The organism is Rahnella variigena, from assembly GCF_003610915.1.
GTDB lineage: Bacteria > Pseudomonadota > Gammaproteobacteria > Enterobacterales > Enterobacteriaceae > Rahnella > Rahnella variigena.
Genome location: NZ_NSDJ01000001.1, coordinates 357,248 through 377,914 on the forward strand (window position 1 = coordinate 357,248; position 20,667 = coordinate 377,914).

Sequence of the window (20,667 nt, forward strand, 5' to 3'; positions counted from 1 at the left end):
CACTCTTCTCCTCAGTTAAGCCACATCGCGCATTGGCGCACGAGGTTTTATTGCCAGCGGCAGGATAGCCAGACCGGCCACCACCATCGCCAGCGCCAGAAATACAAACGTAGAAAGGTAACCGTGGCTGGCGGTGATGAGATATCCCATCGCAATCGGCGCCACAAATCCGCCGAGAGTCCCGCCGGTATTAATGATCCCCATCGCCGCGCCCATGACGTCAGAAGGCAGGCGTTTCATCGGCAGCGTAAAGACGGTCACAAAGGACGCCATCAGGAAAACGTAGCCGAGGAACAGGAACAACCCGGCCGTAACCGCCGATGCCGACGTAAACACCAGCCAGATACACAACGCACTGAGCAGTGCGCAGCAGAAAATCACTTTCGGCTCTTTGCCCTGCATATAGCGTCCGACCAGCCAGCCGGTTGCCAGTGAAGAAATCCAGATACCCAGCCCGCCGGTCGCGACCACCATGCCTGACACGTCGAGTGACATACCGCGCTGCTGGACGAGATATTTTGGCAACCACGCCATCAGGCCGTAAGACGGAATGTTGATGCAGAAAATTGAGACAAACAGCAGCAGGACAATCGGGTTTTTCAGCAACTCCCGATAACCAGTTTTCGCGCCGGTACGGGCTTGTGCTTCCGGCGGATTGGGCACAAAAATCACAATCGCTACGGCGATGGCAAAAGCCAGCAATCCGAGAATGGAGAACGATCCGCGCCAGCCAAGATGATCCAGGCTGTAAACCGCAATCAGCGGTCCGGCAGTCATCGCCAGTCCGGCGGAAGACAGCAAAATCGACTGCGCAAAGGTTCGCTTCTCAACTGCGAAATTAGACACTACCGCTTTGGCGCAGGACGCAGGATAGCCGGAATGGCCGACGCCGGAGAGAAACCGGAACGTGACCAGTAATCCCAGGCTGAGGCCCAGCGTTCCGAAACACAGCGCGAAGCCGCCCAGCAAGAACAGCGACATACCGAGCACTTTTTTGTAGCCGAACCGGTCATTCAGCCAGCCCGCGGGGATCTGAAACAGCGAATAGGCCAGGAAGAAAATACCGGTGATATACCCCAGCTGTTCAGGTTGCAGATTAAATTCGCGCTCGATGGGCAGCAGCGCAAAACCCATCACTGTTTTATCGATATACACCACGGCATAACCGACAAATAGCAGGAAGATCATCAGGGAACGACTTTTCATAGCGGATATCCCTTTTTGTTATCACCACGTCAGATTTTCTCACTGCCGGATGAATCGTAAAATGCGACATGCATCACGTAATCAACTGAATAACAACATATTATTTTTCGCGATCCTGACGCTATCAGCTTTACAGCGTGACCATAAGATGCAATTTTTGGGCGGGTGATGCTTTTTACTGATAGGGATCGTGATGCGCTATTTGCCGAAATTACAGCAACTGAAGGTTTTCCAGCAGGTTATCCGCAGCGGCAGTATTCGCGGCGCGGCGCGGGCGTTGAATCAGTCACAACCGGCGGTCAGCAGAACATTGCGTGAACTGGAACAAACGCTCGATACGCAGCTGATCGTGCGTGGCAATCAGGGGATGACGCTGACCGAAACGGGGCGGGCATTTGCACAGCGTATGCAATTTATCCTCGAAGAGCTTGAGCGCGCCGCCGATGAAATTCGCCAGATCGAACAATATTCGCAGGGCTCCGTCGCCATTGGATTTTCATCGCTGCTGGCGCTGACGGTTTTTCCCGGACTGGCAGGAGAATTTAAGACGCAGTTTCCGCAGTCCAAACTGCTGATCAAAGAAGGGCAACTTTCCACGTTATTACCTGCACTGCGCGAAGGGAAACTGGATTTCGCGGTCGGTACCGCCGGGCCGGGATTTCCGCTGGAAGATCTGGTACGTGAGCCACTGTTCAGCGCACCTTTCTGCGTTATCGCCCGGCGTGGACATCCGCTGGCGGGCGCCACGACCTTCGAAGAATTACAAGATGCGCGCTGGCTGTTGCCCGAAACGGATATGGGGTATTACCAGCAAATCAGGTTATCGATGGGAGGATTTCATCAGCCGGCAGCGGAAATGCCGGTGCATACAGATTCGGTGGTGTGCGGGCTAAATATGGTGTTGCAGTCTGATTATCTGACCATTGTGGCGCGGGCGATGAAAGCGCCGTTCGGGCTGGAAGACAGGCTGAGTATGCTCAATATCGATACCCTGCCGCAGGCAGAATACTGTGTGCTTTACTCGCAAAAATCGCCGCTGACGTTTGCCGCGCGGCGATTTTTGGATTTATTGCGCAGCCAGTGCCACGCGTATGACTGGTCGTAACTTATTCGACGCTGATCACTTCAAAGCTGTGCGTGATGGTCGCCGCTTTGCCGAGCATCAGGGACACCGAGCAATACTTTTCCGCAGACAGGCTGACGGCACGTTCAACAATCTTATCGGTGAGATCTTTACCGGTGACGATAAAATGCAGATTGATGTGCGTGAACAGGCGCGGCGCTTCTTCGCGGCGTTGTGAGGTCAGCTTGACTTCACAATCACGCACGTCGTTACGGCCTTTTTGCAAAATAGACACCACATCAATCGCGCTGCAACCGCCTGCGGACATCAGCAGCATTTCCATCGGGCTGGGTGCTTTATCGCCCGCATTACCATCCATAGAAATCTGGTGGCCTGACGCTGACTCGCCTAAAAACGTCAGCCCTTCTACCCATTTTACGCGTGCGTGCATGAACTATTCTCCCGGTGAATAAACTCGTCGAATTCCGCTCCCAGAGTACCCTTTCACCTAAAATCTGGCAACGTAACCCGATCGCCATCATGCTGAAGCGAGACAACAGAAGACAGCATTGCAAACCTGTGCTACAAACAAAGCCGAAACATACTTTCCAGTGAATTGCGGTGACGGTTTTCGCGGTTTAAGAACAGAACCCACGGTGATAACGGCAATAATCAGGCTGTTTCACTCCGACACCCGCTTGCAGCATTTCTGGGGAGTTATATGCTGAAAGGGCGCTTTTGATTTTGAAGTGCCATACAGGGAACTCTGAGCCCTGTGATTTTGGGCAGCGATAACAACAGAGGATAATAGCAAATGGTTCTCGGCAAGCCACAAACAGACCCGACTCTCGAATGGTTCCTGTCTCACTGTCATATACATAAGTATCCTTCTAAAAGTACGCTGATTCACCAGGGTGAAAAAGCCGAAACGCTTTACTACATCGTGAAAGGGTCAGTTGCTGTCCTTATCAAGGATGAAGAAGGCAAAGAAATGATACTGTCCTACCTTAACCAAGGTGACTTCATCGGCGAGCTGGGACTCTTCGAAGAAGGTCAGGAACGTAGTGCGTGGGTTCGTGCAAAAACTGCCTGTGAAGTGGCTGAAATTTCTTATAAAAAATTCCGCCAGCTGATTCAGGTTAACCCGGATATTCTGATGCGTCTTTCCGCGCAGATGGCAAACCGTCTGCAAGTGACGTCAGAGAAAGTCGGCAACCTGGCCTTCCTCGACGTAACAGGGCGTATCGCTCAAACTCTGCTTAATCTGGCTAAACAGCCTGATGCGATGACCCATCCGGACGGGATGCAAATCAAGATCACCCGTCAGGAAATCGGCCAAATCGTCGGTTGTTCACGTGAAACAGTCGGACGTATTCTCAAAATGCTGGAAGATCAAAGTCTGATCTCGGCACACGGTAAAACGATTGTCGTTTACGGCACACGTTAATCCCTTAAAAATCGGCGCGGCAGAACACTGTCGCGCCTTTTTTATGGGCTAAGCTTTATCCATGACGCTATGGCGAAGACTGTTTTACCATCCGGAAGTTAACTACGCGCTGCGCCAGACGCTGGTGTTGTGCCTGCCCGTTGGTATCTGCTGGTTGTTCGGCAATCTGCAAATGGGGCTGCTGTTCTCTCTTTGTCCTGCCTGCTGCAACGTCGCGGGCCTGGATACTCCGCATAAACGCTTTTTCAAACGCCTGATAATTGGCGGAACGCTCTTTGCCATGAGCAGCATTCTGCTGCAAGTGATGCTGGAAAGCTGGCACATTCCCCTGCCACTCATCATGTTGTCGCTGGCATTACTGCTTGGCGTAACCGGCGAAATCAGCCCGTTGCATGCGCGGCTGTTGCCCGGCGCGCTGGTGGCGACCATCTTTACACTGAGTATGGTCGGCGTTCGCCCGATATGGCAGGCGCCGGTGCTTTTCGCCGCCGGTACGGCCTGGTACGGATTATTTAACTGGGCGTGGTTTCGCATATCGGAAGAACAGCCGATGCGCGAAACGCTCAGCCAGCTCTATCTGCAACTCGCGGATTACTTCGAAGCTAAATACAGCCTGCTGACGCAACACACCGATCCTGAAACCGCGTTACCCCCGTTGCTGACGCGCCAGCAGCAGGTCATCGACCTGATTGCCCTGCTCTATCAGCAACTGCACATGCTGCCGCAACACGGCCATCATCATCACCATAAAAGACTGTTTCAGCGTTTTCAGGTCGCGCTTGATTTGCAGGAGCACATCACGGTGAGCCTGCATCAGCCGGAAGAAGTGCAGAAGCTGGTGGAAGAAAGCCACGCCGAAGCGGTTATCCGCCGTAATGCGCAGGTGATTTCCGCCCGTCTGCGGGTCATCGCCGACGACATTCTTTATCACCGTTTATCCGAACGGTTTACGATGGCCAACGAGCTGGCCGCGCTGGAGAAAATCGCCGCGCGCAATCCTGAGAATCCGGTCGGCCAGTTTTGCTACTACCACTTCAGCCGCATTGCACGCCTGCTGCGGACACAGCGCCCGTTGTACAAACGTGACCTGATGAACACTCAGCCGCGTTTACCCTTCTGGCCGGCGCTGAAAAGCTATCTTTCCTTCAAATCTGTCGCCCTGCGCAATGCCGCCCGTCTGGGGATCATTCTGGCGATTGGCAGCAGCCTGGGGCTGTTCTTTAATCTGCCCAAGCCCTACTGGATTTTGCTGACCATCATGCTGGTGAGTCAGAACGGTTATAACGCCACGCGCGTGCGGATCCAGCACCGTGCGCTGGGCACGCTGGCCGGATTGCTGATTGCCGCCGGTTTGCTGAAGCTGGAATTACCCGAAGGCATCACGCTGATGTGTATGCTGATCGTCACGCTGGTGTCGTATACGGTGCTGCGTAAAAACTACGGGCTGGCGATGGTCGGCATGACCGTGACGGCGGTATATACCCTGCAACTGCTGGCGATGAACGGCGTGCATTTTCTGGTACCGCGGCTGGTGGATACGCTGATCGGCTGCGCGCTGGCGTTCGGCGGCACCATCTGGCTGTGGCCGCAATGGCAGAGCGGATTACTGCGTCAGAACGCGCACCAGGCGCTGGAAACCTATCAGGATGCTATCCGCTTACTGCTTGAGGAAAATCCGGATACCTCGAAGCTTGCTTACACCCGCATGCAGGTCAATCAGGCGCACAACAAGCTTTTCACGTCACTGAATCAGGCGATGCAGGAGCCCGGCTTTAACTCGCATTATCTGGCGGATATGCGCCTGTGGGTGACGCACAGCCAGTTCATTGTCGAGCACATCAACGCAATGACCATTCTCGCCCGCGAGCATTACATGCTGCCGGAGAAACTGGCGACGGAGTATTTACAGACCTGTGAAATTGCGTTGCAAAGTTGTCAGCAGCGACTGCTTTATGACGGGCCGGGCAATGAGAACACGCTGATCAATGCACCGGAACTGCATCCTGATATGCCCCTGACCGAGATGGAACGCCATCTGCGGCGTGTGATTTCACATCTCAGCGTGATGCATACTATTTCGTCACTGGCGTGGAAGCAGAGGCCACATCATGGGATCTGGTTGACGCGGAAGGCGTGAACGTGAAGGGGATTGCCCCTTTTAAATCCCCTTTTTACTGGCTTACAGCCAGACTGCTTTTTAAAGCTAATCGGAGAATATTTCGGTTTCTTAAGTACGGATGCCGTGTACTGGCGGCTTGAAGCAGACCGGAGAATATTTCGGTTTCTCAAGTACGGGGATCACTTAACGCGCTGCGCCGAAACCGCCCAAAGGAGGAAAATGCTTTTCCTCCTTTGGATTCCTCCTCGCTTTTTCAACACGCGCTCCGCTCGCTGGCTATGTTTCAGCAACCACAGTGACAGGCTGGAAATCTTGCCGCTTTGCGGTTCCTTCTCTCGGTCTTCGAGCCCTGGGTCTCGAAGCCGCTCCGTTCAGCAAGATTTCTGATTCGCCCGTGAGATCTTAAATTCAACGGCTGACCGTTTTTATCTTTTAGATAAGTTGATTGGCGTGCTCAAAAATGGCACCGAATGAATGGTTCGAGACTTGAGGCTCGAATCCTGAAATTCGGGAATCGGGGAGCGATGACATTTTGCGCCACACACTGATGCGTCAGAACATGTCCGTCATACCCGCGGCAGCGCGCAGTGAAAAAGCGAGGGGAGTGCAGAGGGGAAAAGCCTTTCCCCTCTGCTCGGTTTCGGCACACAAGGCCTTGTGATAACCGTTATTGAAAAACCGAAATTTACTCAGTCAGTTGCAAAGATAGGGCCGTGGGGCTCACCCCCCACAAACTTTCCCCACTGCTTTCTCAAATCTTTCCATCCCTTCGCTGATATCAGCGAAATCAATCACCAGTGAGGGCGCAAACCGCATGACGTTCGGTCCGGCGACCAGCATCATCAGGCCGAATTCGGCGGCGGCGGCATGGAATTCGCCTGCACGATTTTTAAACGCGTCGGAAAGCTCAGCGCCAATCAGCAAACCCTGACCGCGGAACTCGCTGAAGATGTGATATTTCTGATTGATGGCCTCCAGCGCGCTGATAAATTTCTCGCGACGCTCGTTGATACCGGCCAGCACGTCTGGCGTATTGATGATATCCAGTGCGGCTTCAGCGACGGCGCAGGCCAGCGGGTTACCGCCGTAAGTGGTGCCGTGTTTGCCCGGTTCCATCACCGAGGCCACTTCTTCGGTTGCCAGCATGGCGGAAACCGGGAAGCCGCCGCCCAGCGCTTTGGCGGTGGTCAGGATATCCGGCGTCACGCCGTAATGCATATAGCTGAACAACTTACCGCTGCGCCCCATGCCGCTTTGTACTTCGTCCAGTACCAGCAGCGCATTATGTTTATCGCAAAGCTCGCGCAGCCCTTGCAGGAACTCTTTAGTAGCCGGAGTGACTCCGCCTTCACCCTGAACGGGTTCGACAACGATCGCACAGGTGTGATCGTCGATGACCGCTTTTACCGCGTCCAGATCGTTAAACGGCACGTGGACAATGTCAGCCGGTTTCGGGCCGAAGCCGTCGGAATATTTTGGCTGACCGCCGACAGAAACGGTAAACAATGTGCGGCCATGGAAAGCGTTATGGAAAGCAATGATCTTACTTTTGTACGGGCTGTGGCGATGGGAAGCGTAATAACGCGCCAGTTTAAAAGCAGCTTCATTGGCTTCAGCGCCGGAGTTGGCAAAAAATACGCGGTCTGCAAAGGTCGCGTCGATCAGCTTCTGAGCCAGTCGCAGCGCGGGTTCGTTGGTAAACACGTTGCTGACATGCCACAGGGTTTCGCCCTGTTCGTGTAACGCTTTTACCAGTGCCGGATGGCAATGTCCGAGCGCCGTCACCGCGATGCCGCCAGCGAAATCAACGTATTCGGTGCCCTGCTGATCCCAGACACGACTGCCTTTACCTTTAACAGGAATAAATTTCGCAGGTGAATAAACCGGCAAAATCACTTTGTCGAACGTACCCCGATCTACCGCTGATTTTTCTGCCATAACCCTTCGCCCTTACTGATAGTGATGTGAAAATATAATCATAAAATATGCATAAAAAATCACACGCAGGCAAACAGAAATCGCACCTGATGGGTAAGTAATTTTTGCAGCGATGTTAACGAGGAATTAAACGGTTAGATTTTAAGGAAATTATCCAGAAGCTGATGCCCCTGCTCGCTCAGAATGCTTTCCGGGTGAAACTGCACCCCGTGCAGCGGCAAGGTTTTGTGCATGATGCCCATGATTTCATCGCGCTCGCCGTAGCGCTCTGTCCAGGCGGTGACGTCAAAACAGTCCGGCAGCGTTTCGGGCGCCACCACCAGCGAATGGTAGCGGGTGACAGTCAGCGGATTATTCAGCCCGGTAAATACGCTCTGGCCGGTATGTCGCACCGGCGATGTTTTACCGTGGATAGCCTGACGCGCCCGCACGATTTTCGCGCCGAACGCCTGCGCCATGGCCTGATGCCCGAGGCACACGCCGAGGATCGGCAAACGGGTGGAGAAATGCGTGATGGCTTGCAGGGAAATACCCGCCTGATCCGGTGTGCAGGGGCCGGGAGAAATCACCAGATGCGACGGAGCAAGTTGCTCTATATCGGTCAGCGTCAGCTGATCGTTACGCAGCACTTTCACCTCAGCGCCCAGCTCGCAAAAATATTGATAAAGGTTGTAGGTGAAGGAGTCGTAGTTGTCGATCAGCAGCAGCATAGCGTTCCCGGTAAAAGTCGAAAATTTACCGGGCAATTCTACGCATTTTTCAGCACAGGCTTCAGTATTTTGTCGCTCTGATCTTGCGCATCAATGTTCGTCATCGATTTCACTGATCACTTCATTGAAGATGGCGACCAGATCGGTTTCATCACCAAACACCGCCGTTTTATTGGCGGACAGCCAGCGTTCACGGCTGATGCTGGACCAGTCGATGTCATACCCGGCGTGGATAACCAGCTGCTCGACAAAAATTCTCAGCACCCGCCCGTTGCCCTCGCGAAAAGGATGCAACAAATTCAGGCCGGTATAATAGTGAGCCAGCCGCTCGGCAAACTTATCCAGCGGCAATCCGACCAGAAACTCCTCTTCCTCAAGCTCCTGCATCAGGGCGTTGCCTTCATTTTCGATATAGCCGAAATGGCAGAACTGGGTATCGTCCTTGTAGATGTCGATCTCACGAAACTCCCCTGCCCACGGATAAATATCCTGAAAGAGCGACAGGTGAATGGCACACAGATGTGGCAACCCCATAACCGCCGGGCCGAGTGGCATAGCCGCCGCCCGTAACGCCGTAAAGGCCAGTTCAGCCTGTTGCAGCCGGTGAGCTTCACGGATATCGAGAGAGTTTTTCAGGACATTGATGCCGGGATAATAATAAGGATCCGCACCGTCCACGAGTTTATCGTTCATAGTGCCCCCTCAGTTCGGCCAGACGTTGTGCGATTTTCTCGTTATCCAGAGACACGACTTCCACCTCCAGGCCATCCAGCGCGCTGCTGGCCTGAAAATTCTGCCGCTGACGTTCGCGAAAGAGTTTTTCCTGCTGTCTGAGTGTCAGTTTCTTCGCCATATTTCCTCCCTGGTTACCGCCATTCGGGCGCATACCTTGTGGGATTAAGTATAGACAGAGAAAAAAGGGCGCCAGCCTTAGCGCCCTAAACTCGGATTATTCAACAGCGATCGGCGTCTCGTTCACATCGATTTTATGCGTGTCCTGCAGCGTTTTCACCCGTTCCTCAAGTTGCTTCACTGCCTGTGCATCAGGCAGAAGTGAATATTTCAACTCAAACACCGTACTCTGGCCAGGCTGTAACTGTTTGACGCGCCCTTGTTTACGCTCGATGGTGACCGGATATGCATAGTTGGTGCCCGGTTCGATGCCTGTCACGTAACCTTGTTTCAGGGTGTCAGTGTTTTTCCATAGTGTCAGCAGCGGCAACTGATGCGTGTCGAATTCAATCGATGCCCCTTTGTTCCCCGCTTTGTTCACCACACCGGCAATGGTTTTGCCCTGCGCATCTGCCAGCGGCACCATATTAAAGACCATCTCATCAAATCCTTTGGTCGGTCCGGCGTAAGTCTGCCAGTCAGCTAACCCTTTTTTGGCGTAATCATTGAACGGTGAAATTGATTTCAGAGGCGCGATGAAACGGGCGCCCGCTTCGAGGATCGGCTGACCGAAGTTACTGTGATAAATAATCTGGTAGTCGTGCGGATAATCCGACAGGTTTGTCAGGGTGTCGTGGATAGTCCAGGAATGGCTGCCGGGCACGTAACGCAGCTCGGTCCAGGTTTCCAGTCTGGCTTTCTTAAAGGTGTCTTCTTTCAGCAAGCCTCGTACGGTGATTTCATACGGGGCTTTGTCGGCAATCTCAACCTCCACTTTCGAGGCTGGCGTATTGCCCGCCCGTCCGTGCAGCGTATAAATCATGCCGTCTGCGGTCACCGGATGTCCGGTCCATTCAAAGCCGCAGCGCACCATCATTTCATTGAAACCTTCCAGCCAGCCCACACCGTTACGGCTTTCAAGGTTGATATACGCCGGATTGACCACTTCCTGAACCGGTGAATCCCAGCCTAAGCGGATGTTATCGCCGGTGACGTGTAGCAAATCCATCCCCCGCGTCGGGCTAAGCGCAATTGTCAGCCCCTTGCTGGTAATGGTGATGACTTTTGACCCTTCCTGTTTACCCCCGTGCAACACTTTCTGCTCGATGCTGAAATCCGGACCTGCGATATTCAGCTTTTTACTGTCTGTCTTCCAGTTTCCCAGTTCAGTACCGGCTTCAGCATCCGTCAGCACAATGGTTTGTGCGGCAGCCTGCCACGAAAAAAGCCCCATGACGATCCCGGTAACGAGTAATTTTTTCACAATAACTCCTTTTTGCTGAATTGATTTAGCCCAAAAGCAATTCAGCCTACAAACCCACACAGCCTAAAAACGTGACAGCCTTCAAGTTGAGCGGTTTTAATACTGAACCGCAGGCAGTAACGTGCCGGACTCCGCAAAAAGCCATGCATTAAAGAAAAAATTGCAGATGAAAATGAGAACTCAGACAGGACTAAATGCACAAAAGCTGATCCGTTTCAGCTTTTGTGCGTAAGCAGAACAGTGATTACTTTTTCCTTCCGCCCATAATCGAGCCGAGTACGCCGCGCAGGATCTGACGCCCTAAATCGCGCGCCATGCTTTTGGCTGCGACCTGCACCACGCCGTCGCGTTTACCGCCACGCGGACCGGTGCTGCCAAACAGGATTTCATTCAGGCCGCCCAGCAGCCCGCCGCCGGAAGGCGTTTGTTCTGCCGGTTTCTGCGTGCCCGTTTGTTGCGGCGCAGCGACGGTGCCAAAGCCTTGCGCGGTGATTTTCTCGTAAGCGGATTCGCGGTCAATGCTGTCGTCATAGCGGCCATACAGCGGAGACTGATTAATCGCTTTGTTGCGCTCATCGTCGCCCAACATGCCCATTTTGGATTCCGGGGCGATCACCATCGCACGCTGCACCACCTCCGGACGTCCCTTTTCATCGAGGAATGACACCAGCGCTTCGCCAACGCCCAGCTCGGTAATGACCGTTTCAGCATCGAAAGCCGGATTCGCCCGCAGAGTTTGCGCTGCCGCTTTCACTGCTTTTTGATCACGCGGCGTGAAAGCGCGCAGGGCGTGCTGCACGCGGTTGCCCAGCTGCCCGAGCACGCTGTCGGGAATATCCAGCGGATTCTGCGTGACAAAATAAATCCCCACGCCTTTGGAGCGGATCAGGCGCACCACCTGCTCGATTTTAGTCAGCAAAGCCTGCGGCGCATCGTTAAACAATAAATGCGCTTCATCGAAGAAGAACACCAGTTTCGGCTGTTCAGGGTCACCGACTTCCGGCAGCTGCTCAAACAGTTCTGCCAGCAGCCACAACAGGAAAACAGAATAGAGCTTCGGCTGGTTGATGAGCTTATCAGCGGCCAGTAAATTAATAATGCCGTGGCCGTTTTTATCGGTTTTCATCAGGTCGTTGATATCCAGCATCGGCTCACCGAAGAACTGGTTGGCACCCTGACCTTCCAGCGTCAGCAGACCGCGCTGGATGGCACCAATGGAGGCAGAGGAAATATTGCCGTACTGCGTCTGGAATTGTTTCGCGTTATCACCGGTAAACTGCACCATGGCACGCAAATCTTTCATGTCGAGCAACAACAGGCCATTGTCGTCGGCAATCTTAAACACCAGTTGTAATACGCCGCTTTGCACTTCATTGAGATCAAGTAACCGCGCCAGAAGCAACGGCCCCAGATCAGAAATCGTCGCACGGATCGGATGGCCTTTTTCTCCGAAAATATCCCACGGAATAATGCTGCACGCTTGCGGTTGCCAGTCCGTCACACCGATATTATTCAGCCGCGCGGTGAGTTTTTCCGACGGTACGCCTTCTGCGCCAATACCGGATAAATCCCCTTTCACATCCGCCAGGAATACCGGAATGCCGATGCGGGAAAACTGTTCGGCCATTCTCTGCAACGTGACCGTTTTGCCGGTACCGGTCGCGCCGGTAATGAGTCCGTGGCGGTTGGCCAGCGCGGGGAGGATCACCAGATCCTGCACCGGTTTACCTTCATTCATGGCTTTTGCAATCAGACGGGCTTCACTCATTTCATTTTCCTTGAAAGTGGACGCAGGGCGTTCCTTAAAACCTATTAGTCGGCGGGATGGGCGTCAAGAAAGGGAGCGTCAAATGGGCAAGAAAAAGCCCCCGGCTGGCGGAGGCTTGATCTTGTACTGCAGAAAGGAACGGAAAGGCTGAGAAATTAAGGCAGCACTTTCGCAGACAAAATCACAATCGGCGTGGTCGGCACGTTCTGGTAAGGCCCGACGTTGTCCGTTTTCACCTGTGACATTTTGTCTACCACGTCCATGCCTTTGATGACTTTACCGAATACGGCATAGCCGAAATCACGCTGACCGTGATCCAGGAAGGCGTTATCCGCTACATTGATGAAGAACTGGCTGGTTGCGCTGTCTTTGTCAGCAGTACGCGCCATCGCGACAGTACCACGCAGGTTACGCAGACCGTTGTCGGCTTCGTTCTTGATCGGCTCTTTCGTCGCTTTCTGCTGCATATCAGCAGTAAAACCGCCGCCCTGAACCATAAAGCCCGGGATCACGCGGTGGAAAATGGTGTTGTTGTAATATCCGCTCTGGGCGTAATCAACGAAATTCTTCACAGAAACCGGTGCTTTAGCACTGTCGAGTTCCAGTTCGATATTCCCTGCTGAAGTGGTCAGCATGACGTGGGTTTGACCAGCAGCAAAAGCCGGCGTTATTGCAGTCAGGGAAAGCAGCGCAGTTAAGGCCACCAAAGTACGTTTAAACATGACAATTCCTTTCTTGAAAGTACAAACAACAGATCCCACTGATTCTAAAGAGCCTTTACGCTCAGCGCCAGACCTTTACGGTTATTTACGCTTCATAGCAACTTTTTCAGATATTTCAAATTGTTACTATCGTTTTCTCAGCGGTTAGCTGTTGAAATTAACGGGATAATCTTTATCAAGATGGATCGTCGTTTTCGCAGGCTGAGTTTCGGCTATCACCGAGCCCTGCCGGATGGAATAGCGCACAGGGACTTGCCTGCGTAGCGCATCAAATCCGCTTTCTGCTGGCAGGATCACCAGACTGGCGGCGTTGCCACTTTCCAGACCATAACCGTCCAGATTCATGGTGCGCGCGCTGTAAGTCGTAATCAGCTTCAGCCCGTCATCAATTTGCTGATAACCCATCAGCTGGCAAACATGCAGCCCCATGTGCAGCACCTGCAACATACTGGCAGTGCCCAGCGGATACCACGGGTCAAACACATCGTCATGACCAAAACAGACGTTTATGCCAGCGTCCAGCATCTCTTTGACCCGCGTAATGCCGCGGCGTTTCGGATAGGTATCAAACCGTCCCTGCAGATGAATATTCACCAGCGGATTGGCGACAAAGTTAATTCCCGACATCTTCAGCAGGCGGAATAAGCGCGAGGTGTAAGCGCCGTTGTAGGAATGCATCGCCGTCGTGTGGCTGGCGGTGACGCGTGCGCCCATGTTTTCCCGCAGCGCGAGTGCCGCGACGGTTTCGACAAAACGCGATTGTTCATCGTCAATTTCATCGCAATGCACATCGATAAGCGCATGATATTTTTTCGCCAGCGCGAAAGTTTTGTGCAGAGATTCCACGCCGTATTCGCGGGTGAATTCAAAATGAGGGATAGCGCCGACCACGTCCGCACCCAGCTTCAGCGCCTCTTCCAGCAGGGCTTCGCCGTTCGGGTAAGACATAATACCTTCCTGCGGGAACGCCACAATTTGCAGTGTTACCCACGGGGCAACTTCGGCTTTCACTTCGAGCATCGCTTTCAGCGCGGTGAGCGTCGGGTCGGAAACATCAACATGTGTACGCACATGCTGAATGCCGTTGGCGATTTGCCATTTCAGCGTCTGCCATGCGCGCTGTTTGACATCCTCATGCGACAACAACGCCTTGCGTTCCGCCCAGCGTTCAATGCCTTCAAATAATGTACCGGACTGATTCCACGCTGGCTGACCGGCGGTCTGCGTAGTATCGAGATGAATATGCGGCTCGATAAAAGGAGGTATTGCCAGCCCGCCTTCCGCGTCCAGGATATGTTCGCCGTAATCGGCATTATCAAGCTGCGAAGTGATATGGCGAATGACACCGTCTTCGATATCTATCTGCCACAATCCTTCCCGGTCAGGCAGGCGTACATTTTTAATGGTACGCAAAGGAGTTTTGGTCACGCGTTACCTCATCGTTTTAGAAAGACGTCATCATCACTGATGTTAAAGCTAATCTTAGAACAATAGCCTGAAAGTGTTTATAAATCGAAAGGTTACATAAAAACCCAATGAAATCAGCCAAATACCTCCTAAGGAGTATATTGGGAGTGGCTTGATTTGCATCAATACCCCCTGTTACGCGCGCGTTATGTTTAGCCTCAGAAAATCAAAATTGAGGCAATTATGAGCAAAGTCAGACTCGCGATTATTGGCAACGGCATGGTCGGCCATCGCTTTATCGAAGACTTACTGGATAAAGCAGAACCGGGTCAGTTCGACATCACGGTATTATGTGAAGAGCCGCGCGTGGCCTATGACCGCGTCCATCTTTCCTCCTATTTTTCACATCACACCGCCGAAGAACTGTCACTGGTTCGTGAAGGGTTTTACGAAAAGCACAACGTGAATGTGCTGATTGGCGAACGCGCCATTACGCTCAACCGCCAGGAAAAAGTTATTCATTCCAGCAGCGGCCGGACGGTGTATTACGACAAACTGATTATCGCGACCGGTTCCTACCCGTGGGTTCCGCCGATCACTGGCTCTGACGGTCAGGATTGCTTTGTTTACCGCACCATTGAAGACCTACACGCGATTGAATCCTGCGCCCGTCGCAGCAAACGCGGGGCAGTAGTCGGCGGCGGTTTGCTCGGCCTCGAAGCCGCCGGTGCGTTGAAAAACCTCGGCGTTGAAACGCATGTAGTTGAATTCGCACCCGGTCTGATGGCCGAACAGCTCGATGTCATGGGCGGCAGCCAGCTGCGCCAGAAAATCGAAAGCATGGGTGTGCAGGTTCATACCGCCAAAAATACCAAACAGATTGTTCAGGGCGGCACGTCTGCCCGTAAGACGATGGAATTCGCCGACGGCACTTTCCTCGAAGTCGATTTCATCGTGTTCTCTACCGGTATCCGCCCGCAGGATAAACTGGCGCGCCAGTGTGATTTAGACATCGCCCCGCGCGGTGGCATCGTGATTAACGATCAGTGCCAGACCAGCGATCCGGATGTGTACGCCATCGGCGAATGTGCGTCGTGGAATCAGCGCACCTTCGGTCTGGTGGCGCCGGGCTACAAAATGGCGCAGGTCACCGCCGACCATTTACTTGGTCGCGATAACGCCTTCACGGGCGCAGACATGAGCGCCAAACTGAAACTGTTAGGCGTAGATGTGGCCGGTATCGGTGATGCGCACGCACGCACACCGGGCGCGCGCAGCTACGTTTACCTCGATGAAAGCAAGGCGCTCTATAAACGTCTGGTGGTCAGCGAAGACAATAAAACACTGCTCGGCGCAGTGCTGGTGGGTGATACCAGCGATTACGGCAATCTGCTGCAACTGGTGCTGAACAGCATTCCGTTGCCAGAAAACCCGGACGCGCTGATCTTACCTGCCCACGCAGGCAGCGGCGGCGGCGCGGTCATTGGTACCGATGCCTTGCCGGAAAGCGCGCAAATTTGCTCCTGCTTTGACGTCACTAAAGGCGACATCATCAAAGCCGTTCAGGGCGGTTGTCATACCGTAGCGGCACTGAAATCAGCGACCAAAGCCGGTACCGGCTGCGGCGGCTGTATTCCGCTGGTGACACAGGTGCTGAATGCCGAACTGAGCAAGCAGGGCATCGAAGTTAATCATCATCTGTGCGAGCACTTCGCCTATTCACGTCAGGAGCTTTATCACCTGATCCGCGTTGAAGGCATCCGTTCGTACGATGATTTGCTGAATAAATACGGCAAAGGCTACGGCTGCGAAGTGTGTAAACCGACCGTCGGCTCGCTGCTGGCGTCGTGCTGGAACGATTACGTGCTCAAGCCACAGCACACGCCGTTGCAGGACACCAATGATGTGTTCCTCGCCAACATGCAAAAAGACGGCACCTATTCCGTGATCCCGCGCTCGCCGGGCGGTGAAATCACGCCGCAAGGGTTGCAGGCGATTGGCGAAATCGCAGCTGAATATAATCTTTACACCAAGATCACCGGCTCGCAGCGCATCGGCATGTTCGGCGCGCAGAAAGACGATTTACCGGCCATCTGGCAGAAACTGATCAACGCCGGATTCGAAACCGGTCAGGCCTACGCCAAAGCGTTGCGTATGGCGAAAACCTGCGTCGGCAGCACCTGGTGCCGTTACGGCGTGGGCGACAGCCTCGGTTTCGGCATCAGCCTGGAAAACCGCTACAAAGGCATCCGTACGCCGCACAAAATGAAGTTCGGCGTGTCCGGCTGTACCCGCGAATGTTCTGAAGCGCAGGGCAAGGATGTCGGGATTATCGCGACGGAAAATGGCTGGAACCTGTACGTCTGCGGTAACGGCGGCATGAAACCTCGCCATGGCGATTTACTGGCAGCCGACCTTGATAACGATACCCTGCTGCGTTACCTCGACCGCTTCATGATGTTCTACATCCGCACTGCCGATAAGTTGCAACGTACGTCAGTCTGGATGGACAACCTCGAAGGCGGCATCGACTACCTGCGTAAAGTCATCATCGATAACAAACTGGGGTTAAACGATCAGCTGGAAGCCGAACTGTCGCGCCTGCGGGGATCCGCGGTTTGCGAGTGGCAGGAAACGCTGAATGACCCGGCGGCGCAAACCCGCTTTACCCACTTTATCAACAGCAGCCAGCGCGACCCGAATGTGCAGTTCGTCGGTGAACGTCAGCAGCATCGTCCGGCGCGTCCGGACGAGCGTATTCCGGTGACACAAATCGCTGACGGGGAGGAAGTATTATGAGCCAGTGGTTAACGCTTTGTTCTGTCGATCAGATCCTGCCAGGTTGCGGCGTTTGCGCACTGGCGGACGGTCAGCAAATCGCGCTGTTCCGTCCGTATGCCGACGAGCAGATTTTTGCGCTGTCGAATATCGACCCGTTCGCGCAGGCCAGCGTGCTGTCACGCGGGATTATCGCCGAACATCAGGGCGAACTCTGGGTCGCCAGTCCGCTGAAAAAACAACATTTTCGCCTGACAGACGGCCTTTGTATGGAAGATGAAGCGCATTCAATTTCCGCCTACGACGTGCGTGTCCACGACGGCAATGTTGAACTGAATACCGCCAGTCTTCAGGTGCAAACCAGCTAAACTCCGCGCTTTCCACGCCGCCTCCGGGCGGCGTTGTTCATATTTAAAAGAATGTCGTTAAAAGAACGCCGTATCAAAACGCGCCATCTCAGAGAAGATTATCTATGGATTACCTGCCCCTTTTTTGTCAGTTAAAAAACAGAGCCTGTTTGCTGGTCGGTGCCGGTGACGTGGCTGAACGTAAAGCGCGCCTGCTGCTGGATGCCGGTGCAAAACTGACGGTTAACGCCCTCACCTTCACGTCACAGTTTCAGATCTGGGCTGAGGAAGGCAAAGTCCGGCTGCTGAAAGGCGAATTTTCCCCGTTGCTGGTCGATGAAAAATGGCTGGTGATCGCCGCGACCGATTCAGACTTAGTGAATCAGGAAGTCAGCGAAGCCGCTGAACATCGCCGCGTATTCTGTAATGTGGTCGATGCCCCTGAAAGCGCCAGCGTAATCATGCCGTCGATCATCGACCGTTCACCGCTGATGATCGCGGTGTCTTCCGGCGGCAATGCCCCGGTGCTGGCGCGTTTGCTGCGTGAACGTCTGGAATCCATTTTGCCGCAACATCTGGGCAAACTGGCACAGGTGGCGGGCGGATTGCGGGCTCGCGTGAAAACGCACTTTACCGATGCCTCTGAGCGCCGCCGCTGGTGGGAAAAGCTGTTCAATCATCATCGTCTGGCGCAGTCGCTGGCGAATAATGACGAGGCACAAAGCGGGCAATATCTCGAAGAACTGTTCAGCGAACCGGTCGATAAACACGGCGAGGTCATTCTGGTCGGTGCCGGGCCGGGCGATGCCGGATTGCTGACACTGAAAGGTTTGCAGCACATGCAACTGGCCGATGTGGTGGTTTACGACCGGCTGGTTTCCGACGGCGTGATGAATCTGATACGTCGTGATGCCGAGCGAATTTTTGTCGGCAAACGCGCCGGGCATCATTGTGTGCCGCAGGAACGTATCAACGAAATCCTGCTGGAACAGGCGCAAATGGGCAAACGCGTTGTCCGGCTAAAAGGCGGCGATCCCTTTATCTTTGGCCGTGGCGGCGAAGAACTGGAAGCACTGAAAGCCGCGGGTATCGCATTTTCCGTGGTACCGGGTATCACGGCGGCATCCGGGTGCTCTGCCTATAGCGGCATTCCACTGACCCATCGCGATCACGCGCAAAGCGTGCGGCTCATCACCGGTCATGCAAAGCAGGATGGCGTTTTAGACTGGGCCTGTCTGGCGCAGGGTCAGCAAACGCTGGTGTTTTATATGGGGCTGACCCAGGCCTCTGAGATCCAGCGCCGTCTGCTGGAAAACGGGTTGCCAGCAGAAACGCCTGTGGCACTGGTCGAAAACGGCACCAGCCAGACGCAGCGCGTGGTCACCGGCATTCTCACTGAGCTCGGTAATCTGGCGACACAGGTACAGAGCCCGAGTTTGATCATTGTAGGTACCGTAGTGAGTTTGCGTCAGAAACTGAACTGGTTTGCCAGCGAAACCCGTCTGTAACGCCCTTCTGCTCAAAAAATCTCCATTTATTTTATTAATCAATTCAGAGAAGTGAATTCAGATTCACTTCTCGCCCTCCACTTATAAGATAAATCTTATAACAGAATATAATTCTTGTTATCTCACCTTTCGCGATCGCAATTCAAAATAATCACCAGACCCAAATGGAATATTCAGAATCTTCACCTTAAACTTTAATTACGCCAACTGTGGCGTAATCTCCCGTGGAGGGTCAAATCATGCGCCATACCATTCATGTTGGTCATGTTAACAAGGTTGCCCTGGCAATCTTAGTCGCCCTGTCACTGGCTGCCTGTAGCGGCAGTGGCGGCGGCGGTTCTTCTCATACGGCAAAAACATCCACGACCGGATCGGCAACAACCGGCGATGGAACGACTTCAGGCAGTGACGGAACCACTACCGCAGGAACCGGCACCAGTACAGGGACAGGAACCACCACTACAGGTGATGGCACAACTACTGCGGGGAATGGAAGCGGAACGGGTACCGGAACAGGCACAGGAACGGGGACTGGCACCGGAACAGGGACCGGAACAACACCATCAACAACCCTCGCGACGGGCACCATCCTGAGCAGTGCGGGCGGTGCGGTGAGCGGTGTAGGGACGCAAGTCAGCAGCATCGCAACTCAGACGCCAGTCAGTAATATTCCTGTCGCCGGTACCGGCGTCGTGACCATCATCGACAGCACCGGTAAAGCCGTAACTGCCGTCGGCAGCGGCGTGCAAAACGGTGTAGGACAACTCGGCACCAATCCGAATGCAATAGGCACCACTGTCGCCGGTGTACCTGTTGCCGTGGCTGATTTAGGCACCGGCGTTTCCGGACTGGGTACTTCTCTGGCAGCAAACACCACCGGAACACCTGCCAGTGGCGTGACATCAGCCGCAGGCGGTCTGGTGGATAATGTCGGGAAAGTGGTCACCACCACGGGTAACGGATTAGCCGCGAATGTGCAGACCGGCTCACTCTCCAATGTAACCACTGCCGCCACCGGCATCGTCACCCCCGTTGTCGCCAAGATTCAGGGCACTACTCAAACCGTGGGCGGTGCCACAGGACTGGGCGCACCGGTTAACGGCTTGCTGAATCAGGTCGGCACCACCGTGAGTGGCGCAGGCACGCAACTTTCCACCAGCACGCCAGCACTAGCCGGCCTGGGGACAACGGTGACGGATACCGGACAGGCCGTTTCTAAAACCGGCACGATCCTGGTTCCGGCGAGCAGCACCACCACGACAACCGCCAGTAATTCCGGCAGCATCTCAGCCGGAGCAGGAGCATCGGCTTCACAATCAGGAGGATTACTTGCTGGCGTGGGCACCACCGTCGGCGGCCTCACAGGAGGACTGGGTCTGAAAGTCAAAACAACCCCATAAGTCTGATGTGGTAAATCTATAGCTGTAAATCTGTCGTTGTTGTCTTCAGCTGTAAAAAAGCCCGCTCTCCGGTTTCCTGCGCAGAGCGGGCTTGATTCA

General features: G+C 53.9%; 17 protein-coding genes. 7 read left to right on the forward strand and 10 right to left on the reverse strand.

Annotated elements, in window-relative coordinates; genetic code table 11:
* Positions 1-15 precede the first annotated feature (15 nt).
* Positions 16-1,206 carry an MFS transporter gene (locus CKQ54_RS01805; protein ID WP_120162586.1) on the reverse strand — a complete coding sequence of 397 codons (1,191 nt, stop codon included), beginning with the start codon at positions 1,204-1,206 and terminating at the stop codon, positions 16-18.
* A 193-nt stretch (positions 1,207-1,399) separates the two neighbouring features.
* On the opposite strand from CKQ54_RS01805, the gene CKQ54_RS01810 reads away from it, so the two are divergent.
* A complete protein-coding gene (locus tag CKQ54_RS01810) occupies positions 1,400-2,311 on the forward strand; it encodes a LysR substrate-binding domain-containing protein (RefSeq protein WP_120162587.1) in 912 nt (303 codons plus the stop codon).
* A 1-nt stretch (position 2,312) separates the two neighbouring features.
* On the opposite strand, the gene CKQ54_RS01815 is transcribed toward CKQ54_RS01810, so the two are convergent.
* On the reverse strand, positions 2,313-2,720 hold the full coding sequence (locus CKQ54_RS01815; RefSeq protein ID WP_112288612.1) for an OsmC family protein: 408 nt from the start codon (positions 2,718-2,720) through the stop codon (positions 2,313-2,315).
* 363 nt (positions 2,721-3,083) lie between these two features.
* Between CKQ54_RS01815 and crp the strand changes: the two genes are divergently transcribed.
* The gene (crp, locus tag CKQ54_RS01820) at positions 3,084-3,716 is read left to right on the forward strand and encodes a cAMP-activated global transcriptional regulator CRP (protein WP_013573634.1); all 633 of its coding nucleotides are present in this window, start codon (positions 3,084-3,086) and stop codon (positions 3,714-3,716) included.
* A 61-nt stretch (positions 3,717-3,777) separates the two neighbouring features.
* The gene (locus CKQ54_RS01825; protein ID WP_120162588.1) at positions 3,778-5,853 is read left to right on the forward strand and encodes a YccS/YhfK family putative transporter; all 2,076 of its coding nucleotides are present in this window, start codon (positions 3,778-3,780) and stop codon (positions 5,851-5,853) included.
* Between the two features lie 702 nt (positions 5,854-6,555).
* Here the strand turns inward: CKQ54_RS01825 and argD are convergent.
* The 8 genes from argD to CKQ54_RS01865 form a co-directional block, all read right to left on the reverse strand.
* Positions 6,556-7,773: a bifunctional acetylornithine/succinyldiaminopimelate transaminase gene (argD, locus tag CKQ54_RS01830; RefSeq protein ID WP_120162589.1), complete on the reverse strand. Its 1,218-nt coding sequence runs from the start codon at positions 7,771-7,773 to the stop codon at positions 6,556-6,558.
* A 134-nt stretch (positions 7,774-7,907) separates the two neighbouring features.
* A complete protein-coding gene (locus CKQ54_RS01835) occupies positions 7,908-8,483 on the reverse strand; it encodes an aminodeoxychorismate synthase component II (protein ID WP_120162590.1) in 576 nt (191 codons plus the stop codon).
* A gap of 90 nt (positions 8,484-8,573) precedes the next feature.
* Positions 8,574-9,176 (reverse strand): putative adenosine monophosphate-protein transferase Fic, encoded by a 603-nt coding sequence (locus CKQ54_RS01840; protein WP_120162591.1) that lies wholly within the window; start codon positions 9,174-9,176, stop codon positions 8,574-8,576.
* Positions 9,166-9,336 carry a YhfG family protein gene (locus tag CKQ54_RS01845; protein ID WP_112288617.1) on the reverse strand — a complete coding sequence of 57 codons (171 nt, stop codon included), beginning with the start codon at positions 9,334-9,336 and terminating at the stop codon, positions 9,166-9,168. The genes CKQ54_RS01840 and CKQ54_RS01845 overlap by 11 nt, the downstream gene beginning before the upstream one ends.
* A gap of 96 nt (positions 9,337-9,432) precedes the next feature.
* The gene (locus CKQ54_RS01850; RefSeq protein ID WP_120162592.1) at positions 9,433-10,638 is read right to left on the reverse strand and encodes an aldose 1-epimerase family protein; all 1,206 of its coding nucleotides are present in this window, start codon (positions 10,636-10,638) and stop codon (positions 9,433-9,435) included.
* 244 nt (positions 10,639-10,882) lie between these two features.
* Positions 10,883-12,406, reverse strand: a complete 1,524-nt coding sequence (locus CKQ54_RS01855) for a helicase HerA-like domain-containing protein (RefSeq protein ID WP_120162593.1) — start codon at positions 12,404-12,406, stop codon at positions 10,883-10,885.
* A gap of 155 nt (positions 12,407-12,561) precedes the next feature.
* Entirely contained in the window at positions 12,562-13,128 is a 567-nt protein-coding gene (ppiA, locus tag CKQ54_RS01860; protein WP_112288623.1) for a peptidylprolyl isomerase A, read from the reverse strand.
* A gap of 144 nt (positions 13,129-13,272) precedes the next feature.
* On the reverse strand, positions 13,273-14,556 hold the full coding sequence (locus tag CKQ54_RS01865) for a cytosine deaminase (protein WP_120162594.1): 1,284 nt from the start codon (positions 14,554-14,556) through the stop codon (positions 13,273-13,275).
* 222 nt (positions 14,557-14,778) lie between these two features.
* Between CKQ54_RS01865 and nirB the strand changes: the two genes are divergently transcribed.
* From nirB to CKQ54_RS01885, 4 genes are all read left to right on the forward strand, one after another.
* Complete coding sequence (gene nirB / locus CKQ54_RS01870) at positions 14,779-17,334, forward strand: nitrite reductase large subunit NirB (protein WP_120162595.1); 2,556 nt, start codon at positions 14,779-14,781, stop codon at positions 17,332-17,334.
* Complete coding sequence (nirD, locus tag CKQ54_RS01875) at positions 17,331-17,681, forward strand: nitrite reductase small subunit NirD (protein ID WP_120162596.1); 351 nt, start codon at positions 17,331-17,333, stop codon at positions 17,679-17,681. The genes nirB and nirD overlap by 4 nt, the downstream gene beginning before the upstream one ends.
* 104 nt (positions 17,682-17,785) lie before the next feature.
* Positions 17,786-19,168, forward strand: coding sequence for a siroheme synthase CysG (gene cysG, locus CKQ54_RS01880; RefSeq protein WP_120162597.1), 1,383 nt, complete (start codon positions 17,786-17,788; stop codon positions 19,166-19,168).
* 239 nt (positions 19,169-19,407) lie between these two features.
* Positions 19,408-20,568, forward strand: coding sequence for a collagen-like triple helix repeat-containing protein (locus CKQ54_RS01885; protein ID WP_120162598.1), 1,161 nt, complete (start codon positions 19,408-19,410; stop codon positions 20,566-20,568).
* Positions 20,569-20,667 lie beyond the last annotated feature (99 nt).